The sequence below is a fragment of the Bdellovibrio sp. KM01 genome, assembly GCF_013752535.1.
In the GTDB taxonomy this organism is placed as follows: domain Bacteria; phylum Bdellovibrionota; class Bdellovibrionia; order Bdellovibrionales; family Bdellovibrionaceae; genus Bdellovibrio.
This window is the reverse complement of sequence record NZ_CP058348.1, coordinates 2,224,681-2,242,843: the sequence shown is the minus strand read 5'-3', so window position 1 is coordinate 2,242,843 and position 18,163 is coordinate 2,224,681. Positions and strand designations below refer to the sequence as shown.

Below are 18,163 nucleotides of genomic sequence, written 5' to 3'. Positions count from 1 at the left end.
TTACATTCAGATAAGCATTGCAAAGGGCCTTGGGAATTCCGAGGCTCTTTTATTTTTGTGATATACGTCTTCGCATGAAATATTTAATTGTTCTTCCATTCTTGTTTCTAGGTGCGTGTGCAGATAAGGATTCCAATAGCCAACTTGGTGCTGTGAGTTTGGAGCAAAATACAACTGGCATCGTAGGGGGCCGATTGGTCAAAGCCAATGATCCTGTCGCAACTCGAGTCGTGATGATTGAGATCAAATACGAAAACGGGGGTACCAATCTCTGTACGGGGACGCCGATTGATAAAACGACTATTTTAACAGCTGCTCACTGTGTAAAAGGCGCTGTGCGAGTTAGAGTGGGTTACGCTTTGGATGAAGATTCAATTACAAAAGGCAACCTTGTTGTGGCTAAATCTTTTAAGGCTCACGAGGACTACGAGGAAGACGCAGATCAATATGATCTAGGTTTGGTTCGTTTGCAAAAGGCTATTCCGTCTAACTATAAGGTCAGTAAAATCTATGACGGTTCCCAGGAGGTCACTTCGGATACAGTGACTTTGGTTGGTTACGGTATCACGAGCTCCCAAGGTACCGATGCTGGATATTTGCGTACGACCACGAAAGACTTAGATGACGTTCGTATTCGCAATAACTCAATACTGATAATCCAACAGCCTCACAACGGCGTTTGCAGTGGTGATTCAGGTGGGCCGGTGTTTGTCCAGGTGGGCAATGAGATGCAACTTATTGGGGTCAATTCTTATGTCGAAGGCCCAAGTAAAAATCCTTGCGGTCAAATAGCCGGATCAGTTTATGTAAAGTCCCAGCTGACTTGGATCCGTAAAACGATTAAAGAGCTTTAGAGGCTTTTAGAGCAGGGCCCACCTGTCCAAAGTTTGTACAATCAGGAAAGCATTGCAAAGAGCCTCGGGGAAGCCTGAGGCTTTTTACATTGTATGGTATAAATTGCGCGTGTTGTTTCTCTAACTAATAATCGGAGCGCGCTGTGAACACATTTAAATCGTTAGTTTCGGTGATGGTTGTGACTTTAGCCGTCGTTGGTTGTGACTCAAAATCCAATGACGGTAAAGACAATACAGCAGAGCAAGTAGTCACTCCGTCAGACCAATCAGGTGCTCCATATGGCGGATACCAAATGGCCGATGAGCCAGGTACTTACAGTGTGGCTGTCAATTGTGCCGATGAAACAGCGACACAGAATCTTCCGGATATCGCGATGAAGTTCACTTTGAAACGAAACGGCAGCTATATTCAAGAGATCATCAGTCTTGAAAGACGTTGCAGACAAGATTGTTACATGCGTGGTGAAGGCACATTTCTTTCTTCTGTTGAAGGCATGACGTTTAACCAACGCCAAATTGTTTCGAATAACCGGGCGATCGTGCAAGGTGTTCGCAACAATACGTACACTCGCAAGTTCAGTCCTGTCACATCCAGAAAATCCGGTTTGATTGTTCTGGTTGATAAGGGCAGCAACAATATGTGCGGTGGCCCGATGGAATTATATTTGACTAAAGACGGCGGCTCTCAACGTCGCTAACTGCGGAGAAAATTATGAATACTATGAAGTCTGTTTTTTCTTTGATGATCGTTTCGGTAGCTATGGTAGCTTGTACTGGGAATTCCGGTGGCGGCGGCGGTGGTAATCCTGATAACGCTGTTTATCCGCAGCCAACTGTCATTGGTCCTTATGATCAAAATCAGTATCCACCAAATATTGGTGGCGGTTATGGCGATCAAAATGTGATCGAGCCCGGCACTTACAATGCCACTATTCGTTGTGATAATGAGTGGGCTACGGACCGTATCTTGGGTACGAGCATTAGCTTTACTTTAAATCCTGATGGCAATTATTCCCAAGAAATCAGCGCAGACTACCGTTGCATGCGTAACTGTTTGATGTTTGGTATGGGAACTTACACGGTAAATGGTGCAAGCTTCACCATCAATCAAACTCGTTTGGTGAATGAGCAAGGTACGGAACTGCAAGCGGCTCGCAGCAATACATTGCAACGTGTTGTCGAGCAATCTCCGCGTCGTAAGAAAACAGCGACTATCGTTCTAAGAGACAACGGCACCGAGAATATCTGTGGTGGTCCTTTTACGATGGCTTTGAAAAAGCAACGCGAGCGCAACACTCGTTACTAGTCCCTCGCTTTTAAATCTGAAATATATTGGCCTATAGCCTGGGAATGAGGACTGAAAAAACAGTCCTCATTTTTTTTGGGTATATGATGACCGAACCAGTTACTTTTCTAGGAGGTCTTTATGGCTACCCAAGATCAACAATCCGGGCAGAATCAGCAGAATCGAAGTTTGAAATCCGAGGAGCTGGAAAGGGGCGCAGATAAAAGTACTGTGCAGCCTGCCGGAAAAGAAGCTCCTAAACAAGACGCTCGTCAGATTAAACAGGCAGTTTCGCAAAACGAAGATTTCAACACTGACGAATTAGAACCGGATGATATGGATTTCGATCAAAAAGAAGATTGGAATCAGAAAGATATCAATATCGAGATCGAGAAGAATCCAAGACATTGACCCGGTTTGAAAACTTGGGAAAAAAGAGCGCAGTTGCCTGCGCTCTTTTTAATTAAAGACGAATACCTTCCGCTGCAACAGCTTCTTTTACTGTCGGACGATCAGCCATTTTGCTGATGAAGTTTTGCAAAGCTTTGTGTTGAGCAATGTCCACGCCAACCAAACCTGTCCAACGAAGAACGTTGTAAGCATAGGCATCAGCTACAGAGAAATTCTCTCCCAAAATAAATGGATTTTGTTGCAGATGTTGATCCAAAACAGCTAAGCGCAATTGCACTTTGCCTTTGATTTGCTCTTTGGTTTCTTCATTCATCACGGCGCCACCGAATAATGAACCCAAACCTTTATGAATTTCCGTTGCGATGAAGTTTAACCACTCCATCGCTTTATAGCGTTCCATGGTCCCATATTTTGGCAGAAGATTTTTCTCGGGTACTTGGTCCGCGATCCATTGCAAGATCACAGCGCCTTCGGTCATCAAATGACCGTTAGGAAGTTGCAAAGCGGGGATGTAACCCTTTGGATTGATTTTTTTATAGTCGCCGCCAGAGTATTCTTTCGCTTTAAGATCTACTTTAATGAGTTCAAAGTTTAAACCAGCTTCACGAAGAGCAATTTGAGAAGCAAGGGCGCATGCTCCTGGAGAATAAAACAAATTCATTGAAATGTTCCTTTGTTGATTAATAACGAATATCGAAAGCAGCATTAATGTATCAGTAACTGATACAGATGTAAAGATTCAATCTTGTCGAGCGTCAAAGTGAGAGGAGCGATGATTTGCTTAGGGCCAATAATAATAAGCGATACCGCACAGCAGAGTTCCCACGACCCAGGTATAAAGAGTGCTCGTGACGAAGAGAGGGTAAACCATCAGTCCTACACCGACAGCAACGTTCGGAAGGTGGGCTTCGCGACGGCCTTTGCGAAATAGCCAGATACCGATGATTCCGAAAATAGTTGCGCCAACCAAGGCACCTACACTGTAGTCAAACCCCAGCGCTTGCATCGTTTCTAACGGGGACGGAATTGATTGGACCGTTTCAAAATCTTCCATTGATCTATTCTTTCAGAGAAGTCCTGTTTCAAGCAACATCTACACGATGGATTTACAGCCCTTAGCCGAGTGAGTAAAAACAATCACTTTGAAATCCTCTGCAGCCAGGGCGGCGTTATACTGTGGACCAAGGAGACATCTATGAAAAATTCAAACTCACGTAACGGACAGCGACCTACCACAGTACGAGGCCCCGCTCTGAGAGAGAAAATCATACAATCTCAGATTGATGGGGAAGCATTCCGTACAGAAAATCAAGGGGCGGATGTGAGGGAAACACTCGTCAATCACTCACAGGCGACAACTCACAATCGTACGAAATCGGATGGTAAAAAATAGATCACACTCAGCAAGGGGGAATATTCCATGGCACAACATCATCATCAGCAGCAAAGTAATCAATGGCAGGGTGGCAAAGAGTTTTCGAAACAAGACGACATCGTTGAAATGATTCTGGAAGACCATAAACCACTGAAAGAGCTTATTAAAATCATGAAGGACTCGGACAAAGATCTGGCGGCTCGTGAAGATGCTTTCGCCGAGTTTGCTCCACTGTTAGTCTGTCACGCAAAACCCGAAGAGCAAAGTCTCTACGTTTATATGAAAGGCAATGAAGAGCTCCGGGAAGATGGTTTTGAAGGAGACGTTGAGCATCAACTGGCCGACCAACTTTGTGAAGAGATCATGCGCACCGAAGACCCAGATGAGATCGGGGCAAAAATCAAAGTGCTGGCTGAATTGGTTGAGCATCATATTGAGGAAGAGGAAGAAGATCTTTTACCAGAGTTCAGAAAGAACTCTGAAGCTCAGGAGCGGATGCAGTTGGGTGAAAAATTCCTGGCTCTGAAAGTTCAATACTTGGAAAAAGGCGGGCAAGAAACTCCGCATGAATCAGATCGAAATTCTGAAATTCATTAGTTGTGGGCTGGCATTTGGCAGCCGGGAATGTGTTCTCTTGTTTTTTGAAAATAAAAATAAGATCCGGCTGCTCAAAGCCCCGTATTTCATGGACGATGAGGGAGCTAATAAAAGGAGCAAATATGAAATTGAAAGGTCTTGTCCTCACATCTATTTTCGTTATCGCCTCAAGCACATCAATGGCGGCAGATTATAGCAAAAGTAAAAATAAGCCTTACCCACCCCCATCTAATTCAGAGAATATTAATACTCGTCATCCTAAATCATCTGATCCTTGGGCTCGCGATGATGTTTCAGCGATGCCAACGAACCCACGGGTATCGCGTCCTTCGAACTCTCTTGATTTGAATGATTTCGGTCGCAGAGCGATGGAAGACGAATCCACGACAGACAATAACACTTTAAGAAGATAATTATCAGACACTTCAAAATAAAAAAGGACGATGGCTTAAACCATCGTCCTTTTTTTATGGTGGTTAGGCCTGTCGAATTTGACATCATAAGCTATCTGCAAGTCTTTACCGATCGTATGAAATTGCATGGCGAAGGTTCCCAACCTTAAAGAAACATCGGGAGCTAGTTGATTGCGTAAAACGGTAAAAAGAAACAACTGTTGTTCGCAGTAGTGTCTGCATGAACTCTTCTTGTGATAGGTGGGGGATCATTTGAATGCTGTTGTTGTGCCGTAATAAAATCATAAATGTTCATGGAAACTGGCTCCTCACAGTGGTTGTTGAGTGTGAAAGCACATCTTTGGGGCAACAATCATTCAAGATTATAGGTCGATCTCCAGTTCGTAAATCTTCCTTGCCGCGACCGCCACCTTGTCTGATTTAATCGGGCGTACATCAGTGACTTCCCAAGCAAACAACCCAGGTTCCCATTTATCCCAACACGCATCCAATAAATCCCCAGCCATGAAGGGGCGAACGTTTTTAATTTTAACCAGCGCAACAGGTTTGCCGGCGGGATCGATTTCGCCCTCTTTGCGCAAAAAGTTATGATTTTCCACTATCAGCAAATCCCCTTGAAAACCTTCGGGCGGTTTCCAAGATCGGATCTCTAGTTTTTTCTCGCCCGACGCAATTTTACTTCCGTTCGGCCAAACAATGGAAAGGGCATTATATTTCATCAAGGATGACGCTATTTGGGTTGGTGATCGAATGCAAGCAGTGATAGAAAGCAGAAATCACGAGGTACACATATGCCTGAATTGCCAGAGGTCGAAGTCGTCCGTAAGGGGCTTGAAGAAATTCTTAAAAAAGAACCGACTCTTTTAGATATTGAACTCAAGCGTCCTGATTTGCGCGATCCTATTCCGCTTAAAAAACTAAAAACTTTGATTGGACAGAAGGTTCGCAAGGTCGAACGTCGCGCAAAGTATCTTTTGATTTGGACCGACAAGGGCGGGATGCTTTCACATTTGGGAATGACGGGGACTTGGCGAGTGGCGGAGAAGGGTGATGAGCGGTTGCATGATCACATCTATTTGCACTTTTCAGGTGGTTTGCGTTTGGCTTACCGTGATCCGCGCCGGTTTGGGATTTTCGACTTTGTGGCCGCAGATGATGTTGCTGCGCATCCAAGGTTGAAGATCTTGGGACCTGAGCCGCTGAGTGCTGAATTTACAGGCGAAACTTTGTGGCAGAGTTTACGCAATAAACAGATCGCTTTGAAGGTCGCCATTATGGATCAAAAAGTTGTTGTCGGGGTGGGGAACATTTACGCGAGCGAAGCGCTTTTTGCCGCAAAAATTAAACCCACTTTGCCAGCGAAAAAACTCTCTCTTGAGAGAGCAAATTTACTCGTAAAAGAGATTCGTCGCATACTTGCTGAGAGCATAAAAAAAGGCGGATCTTCGATCAGTGATTTTGCCCAAACTTCAGGCGAAAGCGGGTACTTTCAAAACACTTTCAAAGTGTATGATCGTGCGGGGCAGCCCTGTGTTGTATGCAAACAACAGATAAAATCGAAAGTGATGGGCGGTCGGAATACTTTTTGGTGCGGACATTGCCAGAAATAATTTTTAAAATTTTATTGCTAAGGCATTATAAATTTGTATAACTTAGCCCTTAGTCGAGATTAACAAAAAACACAGATTCGCCATTTCGGTGGGTTTGTAAATTTACGAAGGGACACAACAATGAAAGCTATCGTTATCGCAGCTTTGCTAGCACTTTCTTTCACAACTGGTTTCACTTGCTCTAAAAATCAACCAGCTGAAACTACAACTACAACTGAGACTACAACTACTACAGCTCCAGCTGACGGTACTGCAGCTCCAGCAGCTGACGCTACTGCGGCTCCAGCAGCTGATGCAACTGCAACTCCAGCAGCATCTCCAGCAGCTGGCGAAACTAAGTAATTAGTTGCTAGATTAGTTAAGTTCAAAAAGCCACCCTAGGGTGGCTTTTTTTTTGCCTTCGAGACGGGTTGATGAAAAAGGCCCATCTGCTGCGTTGTCGGGTGCGGTCCTCGCTCCGACGTGCCCGGGGCACGCCTGCGCTGCGGTTCGCTCCCTCCGCCTTGCATCTGGACCTTTTTGATCAACCCTCTTGTTTGGGACAATTCTACGAGCTTTCCGTTTGTTTTTTGGCTGGCCCTTCGGGCGCCGCGGGTTTCTGGCTGGCTGTCGCCTTTGGCGACTTAGCGCCGCTGCTGGTGGGGCTTTCAGCCCCTTGCCCCGGTTGGGGCTGCGCCCCTTTCCCCGCTGGGGTGGGGAGAATTTTGCCGGGTTTTTCTCCGGCCGGGGTGGGTGAGGGAAACTTGGAATTAGGATTGGGGCTCTAGTTTTGACAGTACTTAAGCCCTCGTATTTGTTGGGTAAATGTGGGATCGCGCTTGATTAGTGCACGATTGAGGCGTCTAATTAATGGGGTAAGCATTAATAAGGAGAATCATCGTGGATTCAATCAGCGTTTATGGGTATTTCTTAGAGTGCTGCACTTGGGCTTGGGTTTTGGGCTCGATTGTGGCGCTGTTGTTTGTTGGCTTCTTTGGAAGTCCTTTGATCGTGTGGACGATCTTGTTAGCGGCCATCATGGTGGGTTTTGCGGCTCCGATGTGGTTGTTTGTTGTGGGTGCTGTTTTGGCAGTGATCTTCAACGTGCCGCCGATTCGTACGGCACTTGTTACTTCAGGTGTGTTTGCGATCTTTAAGAAGTTTCAATTCCTTCCTAAAATTTCTGATACCGAGAAAGCTGCACTGGATGCGGGTGTGGTGTGGGTCGAGAAAGATCTTTTCTCTGGTAAGCCTAACTTCTCTAACTTGATGAAAGAATCTTATCCGGATTTGACGGCGGAAGAAAAAGCTTTCGTTGAAGGCCCGGTTGAGACTCTTTGTAAAATGATCGACCACTGGGAGATCTACAAAACTAAAGAAATTCCACCTGCGATTTGGGATTACATCAAGAAAGAAAAATTCTTGGGTATGATCGTTCCGAAAGAGTACGGCGGTCTTGGCTTCTCGGCACTTTGCCACTCTGAAGTGATCATGAAGCTTTCTTCGCGTTCTTTGGCAGTTGCGATTCAAGTGATGGTTCCGAATTCATTGGGTCCGGCAGAGCTTCTTGCTCACTATGGTACTGATGCTCAGAAAAAACACTGGTTGCCTCGTTTGGCTGATGGCTTGGAAATTCCATGCTTCGGTTTGACAGAGCCAAATGCAGGTTCTGATGCCGGTGCGATCACGTCCTCGGGTGTTCTTTTCAAAGACACTGATGGCAAAATCAAAATTAAACTGAACTGGAATAAACGTTGGATCACACTGGCTGCGATCTCCTCTGTTATCGGTTTGGCGTTCCGTCTTCGTGACCCTGAAAATCTTTTGGGTAAAGGTGAGGACCTTGGTATCACATGCGGTTTGATCCCTTCGAATACGCCAGGCGTGGTCTTGGGACGTCGTCATGATCCACTAGGCACACCATTCTATAACTGTCCAACACAAGGTAAAGACGTTGTGGTCGTTGCTGAAGACGCTATCGTTGGCGGTCTTGGTGGTGCAGGTCGCGGTTGGATGATGTTGATGGAGTGTTTGGCTGCGGGTCGCGGTATCTCTCTTCCAGCTCAAGCCACAGGTGGAACGAAGCTTGCGATGCGCGTGACTTCTGCGCATGCAGTGGTTCGCCGTCAATTCGGTGTTTCAATTGGTAAATTCGAAGGTGTTGAAGAACCTCTAGCTCGTATCGGTGCTTCAACTTACGCGTTGGAAGCCATGAGAAAATATTGCTTGGGTGCTTTGGATAAAGGTATCAAGCCAGGTGTTATCACGGCGATGCAAAAATACTATGCGACTGAAATGGGTCGTAAAGTGATCATCGATGCCATGGATATCATGGGCGGTGCTGGAATCTCTTTGGGTCCCCGTAACGTGCTAGCTGAAATCTATATCGCAACTCCAATCGGTATCACGGTTGAGGGTGCAAACATCATGACTCGTACATTGATCATCTTTGGTCAAGGTGCTCTTCGTGCCCATCCGTTTGCTTACGCTGAAGTAAAAGCCTACGAAGCTAATGATTTGAAAGGCTTCGACCGTGCGTTCTTCGGTCACATTGGTCACATTGTACGTAACACGTGCCGTGCGATCTTGTTGTCTTGCTCTCGCGGTTACTTGGCTGCCACTCCAGACTGCCATCCGCAAATGAAGGTCTACTTCCGTCGTATGTCTTGGGCCTCTGCTACATTCGCATTGCTATCAGACGTAGCAATGGGTGTATTGGGTGGTTCTTTGAAAATGAAAGAGAAAATCACAGGTCGTTTCGCGGATATCTTGGCTCACATGTATATCGCGACAGCTATCCTTCGCCGTTTTGAAGCCGAAGGCCGCAAAGAAGAAGACTTGGCATTTGCACACTACAACTTGAAAATGTGCATGGTTGAAATTCAAAAAGGTTTCGACGGTATCTTTGATAACTTAAAGATCCCAGGTGCTCGTTGGTTCTTTAAAGGCTGGATCGGCGCTTGGTCTCGTATCAACTCCATCGGTTCCCAAGCCTCTGACGGTTGGACTCATGCTATTGCATCAGAAATGATGAAAGAAGGCGGCATCCGCGATCGTTTGACTCAAGGTATTTACCTTCCTAAAGAACGCGATCAAGCTGTAGGTCGTTTGGATTACGCTTTCTCCGTTTCTTTAAGAGCCGAAGCTGCTGAAAAGAAAATCAAAAAAGCCATCCGTGACAAAGCTCTTCCAAAACAGAAGACAAACACTTTGGTTGATGAAGCTCTGAACAAAAACATCATCACTTCCGAAGAAGCAAAACTTCTTAAGGAAGCAGATCAAGTACGCTACGACGCGATCCTGGTAGATGATTACAACGAAGAGCAATACCACGCCAACAAAGTAATCCCTTAAAAGGTACGCCGTACCTTTTGGGGGTGCGGCGCAGTACGGACTACTTAAAACTAAAAACCCCGGGTGATGAACCTGGGGTTTTTTTATTATTTCGCCTGTGGCGCCGGGTAGTAGTTAAATTTCGGCGTGGGTTTTAAGACACTCAGCATGTATTTTTCCATTTCGACCTTCAGTTGATCGACTTGCAGAATGAACGCTTTGAAGTCGGCTTCCTTTTGATCCTGTACTCGCGGTGCCGTCAGATTTGTTCGGCTAAATTCCATAAGAGTCGGGTTGATATCCGAATTGTTAAAGATCGACATGTCGACCTGACCATCGTGTCCTGCCATAAACTTCAAGCGTTGGCGGAGTTCGGCATCTCCAGGTTGTCTCCAATACGCTTTGTTCACTAAATCCAAGTAATTCAAGCGTAATAAAATATCACCCGTCAGATTCATCTGGGGTGGCACCAAGGGGTAGTTGCCCGTTGTGTAGGTTGCATAGCTTTGGATTTTTTCGCGAAGGTCTTTGCTGTAGGCGGCTATGTCTTCGGACAGGCGCTGTTTATTGCTCCAAACTCCTTCAAAGATGGAATAAGGATTGTATAAAACAAAATCATCGATGCCTTCTGGCTGAGTCACCGGATAGCCAGCGAACTCGATGTATCGTAAAATATATTGTTGAAAGTTTGTGGCCGCCGCTTCATCAAATCCAATCAGATGTGAATATTCATGCATCATCAAAGCTAAAATTTGCAGACGATAGTTTGCAGAGCTCAATTTGCTTTTTAGTTGCAACGAGCTTACGCAAATACGATTTGAAGGTTGCGAATATGCGACTGCATCTTTTTTGCTAACGCCATCAGAACAACCATCGTAACCAATGATGTCGACCGGAGTTGTGCGAATGATATTCAAAAGATCCAAAGGCTGTTTCTTTTTTAGCTGCAGATTAAACGGGGGATTGCGCAGCCAAGCATGAATCAAGAGCTGAGCCTCAGTGGCAGAACGATAAATAGCATGCGTGATGTTCTGGTCCGTCAAAGTCTGGTCAGCTTGGGTGTCGCCGCCATTCCCGATGCGAACCGTGTTGGCTTGTCCCATAGAAGAGACTAAAAAGAGAGTGGTTAATAGGGCGGTGATCTTCATGACTCAATCTCCATCGTAATTTTATTTTCAGCTTGTTCAAAAAGAGGCTGGGTGGCTTTTTCCTGCAGGGGGGCGCTCGTCGGAATCACGTTGAGGTTTATTTGAAAGATTCGTGAGCCCGCTAGTTTTTTTGAACTGTATTTCTTGGTTAAAAAGTTTTGGAACTGCTCAACATCTTGTTGCAGTTCTTTGTATTCGCTTTCATCCAAAGTCATCAGCAGTGCGCTCAATAGGCGCTCTGTTGGATCTTTGGAAATTGCTGCTTGTGCTTCTTCCAGGCTTTTATTGTGAAAAGACTGAATGGCTTGGTTGCCCAGTTGGTTGGGTATTTGTAAATCACTCTCTGATGCTACCCAGAATCCTGTGGCTTCATCATAAGTGGCCAGTCCACAGCTTTGGATGTTGTTCAGGATGTCTTGAGCTTCTGCTTGTGTCATATCCAAAGTCTCAGCAATATAAGGAACAGTGCACTTAAGGTCTTTCAGACTTAAAAGTAGATGCACGCGGGGAGTTTTTGGATTGGATAGAAATTTATAAACGTCGCGAATCTGTGAACCCAATTGCCCCTTGTTCAAGCGAACGATCTGTTGAAAGTGATAGTCTTTGGTATCAAAGCTTGTGGCGTTCGCATAATGAACCAAGTGTTCAAAGTATTCAGCTTCGCTGGCAGGCAAAGATAAGGATTTAACCACTGCGGCGATCGAATCCGCGCCCAGATTTCTTTGGCCGATCATCACCAAGCGGATGTGATTGCGACTTTTGAAGCCCAGTTGTAGAGTCCACGTACCGTAAGAAAAACCTCTTTTATGTTCTTTGTTATAGGCATACCACGCTTGTAAAAACAGGCGATAGTCCACGTAAGATAAGATAGAAGGTTTGGCAGTAGGTGTATTCATTATGTGTCCAATTTGGATTCAGCAAGAATACACCACGGAATACAGTCTAATGTAAAACTATAGTTAAATAGCGGTAAATATTACTGTATTCAAATTTAGAATACGACAAGTGAGTTGGAGGTAGGGTAGAAACTTGCGAGGTAAGAATACAGTCGTGTAGATATGCGGATGTCAGCAGTTAGCTAAATCGTCCCAAATATTTAACAGGAGATAATATGAAATCCGTCATCGCACTTATCGCAATTCTTGGAGTGACTTCCACAACTTTCGCAGCCGGTGTATCGATCGAAAAGATCGCCAAAGAAATCAAAGAAAACGACACTAGAACTGTTATTAAAGTCGTAACCAATAACCAAGATCAAAATCCGTGTCTTCCAGATGGCGAATCTTACATTGTTGAGATTCAAGTGAAGAAAGCCGGCTGGGATCCAATCAATACAAAGATTGTCTATAAGTGGACAACTGAAAAAACGATCAGCGTTGATAAAGAAGGCCGCAAAATGGAAGTTTGTGCAGAGTAAGCTTAGTAGCTTTGCTTGCAAAAGAATTGAAAATCGTATGAAGAAAAGTCTGAATTTTCTGATATGCGCAGGTCTTTTTGGGCTGGCGCACGTTGCAGCAGCAAAAACTGTAACGCCATTTCAATCCTGCCAAGTCCGTTCGGTGTACGGCTCTTATTTGTTGTTTGGAATATCCTATCAAGATGGAATTCCTTATAACGTACCCATCTATGAGGCGAGCAATTGGAATGGTTCGGGAGAGAGAAAGGTGGATGCACAAAATGCAGGTTCCGCCGCAGTTCAAGCCGGACTTTGCCCTTCGCAAAAGCCTGTCATTGTCGCGAAAACCGTTTATGATCTTTGCGTGCCAGAAAAGCACCAAGCGAGCACTTGTGGGGTTTTATTGTGTCCAACCGCTTATTCTTGGGATGTTAAAGGCCTAAAATTAGTGGCGGCGAATGACGGTCAGTTTTACTTTCAATCATCATCTTTGTCAGAAAATGGATATTTTAGTTTTAAGCGAACAGCGCGAAAAAAATATGTCGAAGTTCTGCAGAAGTTAATTGAAGAAGGTGTCTGCCCGGCGGCCTCGGCTTTAATAAAATAAGAAAAACCCCGGGTGATGAGCCTGGGGTTTTTTATTTATTACCATGGTTTATGGATTACTGTTTGACTGCTGTTTCTGTCACGGTCAGATCGGCTTTAATTCGACCATCACAGAAGTCATTGCCGCATTGTTTTCTTTGTACTCTGTCGGTCGCATAAACGGCATTGGCATCAATTTTTTGGGTTACGCTAACCATGCCGTCTTCGCCTCTGTATTCAGTCCATTTTACTTCATAAATACCAGGGGAAAGTTTCTTAGCTGAAACATCAGAGTAAGCTTGGTCCGTGATTTTGTAGCTGGCGTAAAGATTGCCCATCTCAGCCGAGCTGCTGTAGCCAAGATAAATTGAATAGCGCGGGCTTACGTCCGTGCTAAGTCCATGATCCGTAATCACGATATTAACTTTTCTTAGTGTACCTTCTCGATCACGAGTTTCAGCCAGGCGGATGGTTTGATCGATGGAGGAAATATCTGTTTTTTCCTCAGAGGGAGAGATAGTTTTTGCGTGAGCCACAAAGGTCATAATTAAAGCGGCTGCGAAAAGGATAATTTGTTTCATTGAAGACTCCTTGTAAAAAGTGGTTTGCAATGAAGGGGAAGGTAACTGATTTAAAAATAATGTGGGGTTATATTTTTGCGAGGAAACCTAAATGTGGTGCCCAAAGGGCACCATTCCGACTAGCGTTTGCAGTTTTGAATAACTTCGCCTGTATATCTGTTAACATTCACAGATTTAACAGTGATCCATTGGTTCACGTTCTTCTCAAGAATATCATCCCACACGATTTGGCGCACTTGCATCTGAACCATAAAGGACGCGCCATCTGGCAGGCAAGAACCCCGGGGATTTACATCCTCAACAACCACTGTTTGGACGTCTTCAGTCATGAGCTTATCAGACACAGCCTCGAAAATTTTTATATCTCTGTCGTTCGAAGCAAAGGCCAATGTCGGTACAAGTAAAAATATGGCTGCAAAGGATTTCATATTCAGTGTCTCCTAAGGGATTCTTGAGTGAGAGCTAGATATCACGGGCAGCCCTGATTTGGTGGATTATTCGTTTAATTGGGCAACATTCCTAAGGTGCAGAGGGAGCGCTTGTGGAATTTGCTAAGTTGTCTAAAATCTAGTCAGTCGTTTTTGTATTTTACCAAGGTGGATAGCTCCGCGAGGAGAGTGCTTTTAAGCTGGAGCTTCATCGGAGGTTACTGTGTTGGGATTAAAGGGTGGGACCATCTTTGCGGGGCTGCTATTGTCAGCATCAGTCTCTCAGGCAGAACTGCAAATAACAGCGAATCAGAATATCTGGGCTGTGCCCTCTACCTCCAAAAGTTGCAAAGCCTGGAACGATGGCCAAGAGCAGGACAACATCAAATCCAAATACATCAACCTCGGAAATCTAAGTTTCCTGTGGTCAAATCCCAAAAAAGATTTCCGCATTCGCGAAATCCGCGTCTCCATTCGCGACAAAATTCTAAAAGGCGGCGAGTATAAGTGCAGTGTTGTCGGTGACGAGTTGCTTGCTCTTGGTATGGGTGATTGGCTGACTATTAAAAAGTCAGCAAGTCATCAATACACTTACGTGGGCACTGATTGCGCCATGCTATGCGGTGGGATCGAGTTTGCTGAGGATATCGCAGGAACCATGAATGGAAAAATTGAGGTCGTGGGGAATGCCCTTGAGGGCGGCGCTGGCGAGGAGCAAGTTTATGGTCTGCCTCTTCAAGTCGATAACTTGGAGTTCTAGCAGACCATTGCAGAAATAATTAAGGACGACGGCGAGACTTCGCTGCCAAAATCTTTTTCACAAAGCCATCATCGTCTTCATCAAAAATATCTCCAATGATTTCTTCAAAGATATTTTCCATCGTAACGAGTCCATTTAGATTCGCACGTTCATAGATGATCGCCATGTGCGAGTTCTGCTGCTGCATTTGTAGCAAAATACGGAACACAGGCTCAAAAGCCTTAAACTTAAGAACCGGACGAATCAACGTCTGCCAATCCAAATTCTTATATTTACGAGCCGTAAAGAACTCTTTGGAGTTAATCAGGCCGATGATTTCATTGTCGTGCATAACTGGGATGCGCGTATGACCGGAATTCACGATGATCGTTTCCACGTCTTCGATGGCATCGTCTTTGCGAACATAGACAACTTCCTGCCAAGGCACCATAATATCGCGGGCCAGGAGCTTATCCGCGCTGACCAGATTCATGACGTATTGTTTGGTTTGATGAGGCAGATCTTCGATCTCAAAATCGTGCTCACCATGAGTGGCATCGTGGACCTGACCAAAAGAGAAAAGCTTTAAAATCCAGTGAGTCGATTTCTCCAAAATGAAGACAAATGGAGAAAGGACTTTTTCACCGTAATAAAGAGCCCGCGCACACACTAATGAAATCGTCAGTGACTTACGCAAAGCCAAAGTCTTGGGAACAAGTTCACCCACCACAACGCTTAAATAGGAAAGTGGCAATACCACGGTCACAATCGACAAAGCATCAGCGGTGCTTGGAGAAACCTTAAACTTCTCAATATAAAGGGGAGACAGCGCTTCCTCGGCGCCAGCACCACCGACTGCAGCAGCGATCGCACCCACAACCGTGATACCGATTTGGATCACAGAAAGTGTGCGCTCGGGGCTTGCCTTTAGTTTTAATAACAAGCGTGCGCGAGAATCATTGGCAAGTTTTTGCAATTGGACTTTGCGAACCGTCACAAAGGCCATTTCAGCGCCGGACAGAAGCATATTGATAAAGAGGCAGAGAATGACGACTAAAAACTCAGTCATGGACTGCGCCTGGTTTATTTGTTGTAAAAGGGGAAGCTACTGGAGATTTGGGTAAGGGGTCAGGATTCATAGGTGCTCACATTAACAAAAAAAAGGCCCGAATCAAAGATGAATTCGGGCACCCTGTAACAAGATTGTGTTAGCTAGATACTTTTGAGGATAAAGTTAAACGAGCGCATCATGGAGCTAAATGCCTGCCGTTTGTTGATGAAGCCCAAATAGGAGAAATTCCTCACCAAAGGGAGATCTAATTCCTCCTCGCTGTGGCCTGTATAAATCACAACGGGAATGGTTTTTTTGATCTTGTTAACCTTTTTCTCAGTTAGTAGTCGATCCATTAACAAAAGTGTATCGCGGCCACCCATCTGTGGCATTTGCCAATCTAGAACCACGAGGTCATAGGGTTTGCTAGCAAGAAGAGGAATGGCGTCCTGACCGTCGAATGCCATCGTAACGTCGCATTTATAGTGATCTAAAATGTGCGACATCAACTTTACGGAGTCCAAGCTGTCGTCGATGACAAGAACTCGAGGGATGCGTTGCTTTTCTAGTGATGTCGATGAACTGGTATCTAGCACCATAAAACTCTCCTGTAATTGTCTTACTTCGATTATTTGAACCGATGTAAAACGGAGAATCTTCTAAAAGAGATTGTCTGACGGGATCTTAATAAAAGGTCTGTCGAAACACAGAAAGCACTCGTGTTTCGACAGTCTAAAGGCTAATTATATGTGAATTTAATGCTGAGTAATTACGCAAGTTCTTTGCGCGTTTGCTCACTGACCACAGTTTCGCGGACCACAACGACTTTGATTTGCCCAGGGTAATTGCACTCTTCTTCGATCTTAGCTGCAATTTTTTTGGACAGATCTAATGCGTGCAGATCGTCGATTTTTTTACCGTTCACAAGCACGCGGCATTCACGGCCACCACTCAACACGAAACAGTCAGTGACACCAGGAAAGCTGCGAGCAATGTCTTGAAGCTCAGAAACTTTTTGATTGTAAGACTCAATCGTTGAACGACGAGCACCAGGACGCGCTCCAGAAACCGCATCGGCTGCGATAACCAGAAAGGCGTGATCTGTTGAAGGTTGTTCATCAAAGTGATGGGCTTTAACTGCGTGAACGACGTCAGGCGCTTCACCACGGGCAGCGATAAAGTCGGCACCAATCACGGCATGTCCACCTTCCATCACATGGTCCATGGATTTACCGATGTCATGTAGCATGCCTACACGACGAGCTTTCTTGATATCAAGCCCCAGTTCTGCAGCCATCAATCCCGCAAGCCAACCCACTTCGCCGCAGTGGAAGTATTGGTTTTGCGTGAAAGAGTAGCGATAGCGTAAAGAACCCATCATCTGACGAATTTCCGCATTGAGGCCCTCAAGCTTAAGCTCTTTCGCCATGGCATCGCCATCGTGTTTGATGTTTTTGAAAAGTTCTTTTTTCTGATTCTCAGCAATTTTTTTGATGAACTCAGGAGTGATGCTTTTCTTTTCCTTAAAGATTCTTTCCAAAGTTCTGCGAGTCAGTTCGCGGCGTACAGGGTCAAAGCCGGCGACGCCGACCATTTCCATGTCTTGCTCCACGATGATGTCGCAACCGCAGCTCTCTTGAACTGCTTTGATGTTGGCTCCGGCAGGATCCACAAATAATTTGCGCACATGAGCATCCGGGAAGTTCACAGCACCGATGCCGCGCTCAGCACAGTACGGTCTTGCAAAACGGTCGATCACCAAAGCCAAGATGCGTTTGGCACGAGTTTCCGCGTGTTCTTTCGCATCTTCTTCGTGTTCTTGCGCCAAGCGCGCAGCACGACGAACAGCTTCGTCTTCCATTTTAGCTTTTAGTTCCGTTTTGAAATCTTCCGCGGAAGTTCCCAATTTTGCCGTCAGCTTTTGTACGAATTCACTATTCAAGGCTTTTTGGACATCCTTGATTTTCGTAAGTTCGGCTTCCTGGCCACGTAAAACCTGTTCCTGGGCTTTTATGTCGGCTTCGCGTTCCTGAAGTTTCTTTTTCTCTTCTTGAACGATGGAATCCGCTTTGGCTTTCTTTTCGTTTGCGACCTCTTGCAAATCTTCAATGCGACCTTCTGACTTCAGCATGTCAGGTTCAACTTTGGTCCACATTTCCATTTCGATTTCTTGAATGCGCTCTTTTTGCTCAAGCTCTTTGAGCTCGATTGCTTCCTTCGCTTCATCGACAATTTCCTGGGCGTCTTCACGCGCCAGACGAAGTGTGCGTTTCACATTCAACTTGTGCAAGGCCCAACCCAAAATCCCACCGGCGATAATTCCAACGAGGGCTGTAGCAATCAATGCAGTCATAAATACTCCTAACCCTTCAAGTTTA

At 45.3% G+C, this 18,163-nt stretch carries 22 protein-coding genes; 12 read left to right on the top strand and 10 right to left on the bottom strand.

Features of this window, described 5'->3' with window-relative positions; genetic code table 11:
- Window positions 1-74 precede the first annotated feature (74 nt).
- The 4 genes from HW988_RS10970 (at window position 75) to HW988_RS10955 (ending at window position 2,550) form a co-directional block, all read left to right on the top strand.
- Window positions 75-854: a trypsin-like serine protease gene (locus tag HW988_RS10970; protein ID WP_181604316.1), complete on the top strand. Its 780-nt coding sequence runs from the start codon at window positions 75-77 to the stop codon at window positions 852-854.
- Between the two features lie 143 nt (window positions 855-997).
- Window positions 998-1,552, top strand: a complete 555-nt coding sequence (locus HW988_RS10965) for a hypothetical protein (RefSeq protein ID WP_181604315.1) — start codon at window positions 998-1,000, stop codon at window positions 1,550-1,552.
- Between the two features lie 14 nt (window positions 1,553-1,566).
- On the top strand, window positions 1,567-2,160 hold the full coding sequence (locus HW988_RS10960) for a hypothetical protein (protein ID WP_181604314.1): 594 nt from the start codon (window positions 1,567-1,569) through the stop codon (window positions 2,158-2,160).
- A 120-nt stretch (window positions 2,161-2,280) separates the two neighbouring features.
- Window positions 2,281-2,550 (top strand): hypothetical protein, encoded by a 270-nt coding sequence (locus tag HW988_RS10955; RefSeq protein ID WP_181604313.1) that lies wholly within the window; start codon window positions 2,281-2,283, stop codon window positions 2,548-2,550.
- Window positions 2,551-2,602: 52 nt separating this feature from the next.
- Here the strand turns inward: HW988_RS10955 and gstA are convergent, their stop codons facing one another.
- Window positions 2,603-3,211: a glutathione transferase GstA gene (gene gstA, locus HW988_RS10950; protein WP_181604312.1), complete on the bottom strand. Its 609-nt coding sequence runs from the start codon at window positions 3,209-3,211 to the stop codon at window positions 2,603-2,605.
- A 120-nt stretch (window positions 3,212-3,331) separates the two neighbouring features.
- Entirely contained in the window at window positions 3,332-3,604 is a 273-nt protein-coding gene (locus HW988_RS10945; RefSeq protein WP_181604311.1) for a hypothetical protein, read from the bottom strand.
- A gap of 366 nt (window positions 3,605-3,970) precedes the next feature.
- Between HW988_RS10945 and HW988_RS10940 the strand changes: the two genes are divergently transcribed.
- Window positions 3,971-4,522 carry a hemerythrin domain-containing protein gene (locus HW988_RS10940; RefSeq protein ID WP_181604310.1) on the top strand — a complete coding sequence of 184 codons (552 nt, stop codon included), beginning with the start codon at window positions 3,971-3,973 and terminating at the stop codon, window positions 4,520-4,522.
- 122 nt (window positions 4,523-4,644) lie between these two features.
- On the top strand, window positions 4,645-4,935 hold the full coding sequence (locus HW988_RS10935) for a hypothetical protein (protein WP_181604309.1): 291 nt from the start codon (window positions 4,645-4,647) through the stop codon (window positions 4,933-4,935).
- 362 nt (window positions 4,936-5,297) lie between these two features.
- On the opposite strand, the gene HW988_RS10930 is transcribed toward HW988_RS10935, so the two are convergent.
- Window positions 5,298-5,654: an ASCH domain-containing protein gene (locus tag HW988_RS10930; protein ID WP_181604308.1), complete on the bottom strand. Its 357-nt coding sequence runs from the start codon at window positions 5,652-5,654 to the stop codon at window positions 5,298-5,300.
- Between the two features lie 72 nt (window positions 5,655-5,726).
- Here HW988_RS10930 and mutM point away from each other — a divergent pair, with 72 nt between their 5' ends.
- From mutM to HW988_RS10915, 3 genes are all read left to right on the top strand, one after another.
- Window positions 5,727-6,545: a bifunctional DNA-formamidopyrimidine glycosylase/DNA-(apurinic or apyrimidinic site) lyase gene (mutM, locus tag HW988_RS10925; protein WP_181604307.1), complete on the top strand. Its 819-nt coding sequence runs from the start codon at window positions 5,727-5,729 to the stop codon at window positions 6,543-6,545.
- A gap of 120 nt (window positions 6,546-6,665) precedes the next feature.
- Window positions 6,666-6,887 carry an acylneuraminate cytidylyltransferase gene (locus HW988_RS10920; protein ID WP_181604306.1) on the top strand — a complete coding sequence of 74 codons (222 nt, stop codon included), beginning with the start codon at window positions 6,666-6,668 and terminating at the stop codon, window positions 6,885-6,887.
- A gap of 537 nt (window positions 6,888-7,424) precedes the next feature.
- Window positions 7,425-9,878 carry an acyl-CoA dehydrogenase gene (locus HW988_RS10915; protein WP_181604305.1) on the top strand — a complete coding sequence of 818 codons (2,454 nt, stop codon included), beginning with the start codon at window positions 7,425-7,427 and terminating at the stop codon, window positions 9,876-9,878.
- An 86-nt stretch (window positions 9,879-9,964) separates the two neighbouring features.
- Here HW988_RS10915 and HW988_RS10910 read toward each other — a convergent pair whose 3' ends face one another.
- Both HW988_RS10910 and HW988_RS10905 read right to left on the bottom strand, forming a co-directional pair.
- Window positions 9,965-11,005 carry a hypothetical protein gene (locus HW988_RS10910; protein ID WP_181604304.1) on the bottom strand — a complete coding sequence of 347 codons (1,041 nt, stop codon included), beginning with the start codon at window positions 11,003-11,005 and terminating at the stop codon, window positions 9,965-9,967.
- Window positions 11,002-11,901: a TIGR02147 family protein gene (locus HW988_RS10905; protein ID WP_181604303.1), complete on the bottom strand. Its 900-nt coding sequence runs from the start codon at window positions 11,899-11,901 to the stop codon at window positions 11,002-11,004. The genes HW988_RS10910 and HW988_RS10905 overlap by 4 nt, the downstream gene beginning before the upstream one ends.
- A 215-nt stretch (window positions 11,902-12,116) precedes the next feature.
- Here HW988_RS10905 and HW988_RS10900 point away from each other — a divergent pair, with 215 nt between their 5' ends.
- Together HW988_RS10900 and HW988_RS10895 are read left to right on the top strand one after the other, a co-directional pair.
- Window positions 12,117-12,422, top strand: coding sequence for a hypothetical protein (locus HW988_RS10900; RefSeq protein ID WP_181604302.1), 306 nt, complete (start codon window positions 12,117-12,119; stop codon window positions 12,420-12,422).
- 37 nt (window positions 12,423-12,459) lie between these two features.
- Window positions 12,460-13,008: a hypothetical protein gene (locus HW988_RS10895; protein ID WP_181604301.1), complete on the top strand. Its 549-nt coding sequence runs from the start codon at window positions 12,460-12,462 to the stop codon at window positions 13,006-13,008.
- A gap of 55 nt (window positions 13,009-13,063) precedes the next feature.
- Here the strand turns inward: HW988_RS10895 and HW988_RS10890 are convergent, their stop codons facing one another.
- Together HW988_RS10890 and HW988_RS10885 are read right to left on the bottom strand one after the other, a co-directional pair.
- The gene (locus HW988_RS10890) at window positions 13,064-13,567 is read right to left on the bottom strand and encodes a hypothetical protein (RefSeq protein ID WP_181604300.1); all 504 of its coding nucleotides are present in this window, start codon (window positions 13,565-13,567) and stop codon (window positions 13,064-13,066) included.
- A gap of 119 nt (window positions 13,568-13,686) precedes the next feature.
- The gene (locus HW988_RS10885) at window positions 13,687-13,995 is read right to left on the bottom strand and encodes a hypothetical protein (RefSeq protein WP_181604299.1); all 309 of its coding nucleotides are present in this window, start codon (window positions 13,993-13,995) and stop codon (window positions 13,687-13,689) included.
- A gap of 223 nt (window positions 13,996-14,218) precedes the next feature.
- Between HW988_RS10885 and HW988_RS10880 the strand changes: the two genes are divergently transcribed.
- Entirely contained in the window at window positions 14,219-14,755 is a 537-nt protein-coding gene (locus tag HW988_RS10880; RefSeq protein WP_181604298.1) for a hypothetical protein, read from the top strand.
- Window positions 14,756-14,774: 19 nt separating this feature from the next.
- Here HW988_RS10880 and HW988_RS10875 read toward each other — a convergent pair whose 3' ends face one another.
- The 3 genes from HW988_RS10875 to HW988_RS10865 all read right to left on the bottom strand — a co-directional run bounded on the left by HW988_RS10875 (window position 14,775) and on the right by HW988_RS10865 (window position 18,138).
- Window positions 14,775-15,803, bottom strand: a complete 1,029-nt coding sequence (locus HW988_RS10875) for a hemolysin family protein (RefSeq protein ID WP_181604297.1) — start codon at window positions 15,801-15,803, stop codon at window positions 14,775-14,777.
- A gap of 143 nt (window positions 15,804-15,946) precedes the next feature.
- A complete protein-coding gene (locus HW988_RS10870; protein ID WP_142700529.1) occupies window positions 15,947-16,384 on the bottom strand; it encodes a response regulator in 438 nt (145 codons plus the stop codon).
- Between the two features lie 170 nt (window positions 16,385-16,554).
- Complete coding sequence (locus HW988_RS10865; RefSeq protein WP_181604296.1) at window positions 16,555-18,138, bottom strand: Rnase Y domain-containing protein; 1,584 nt, start codon at window positions 18,136-18,138, stop codon at window positions 16,555-16,557.
- Between the last annotated feature and the right edge of the window lie 25 nt (window positions 18,139-18,163).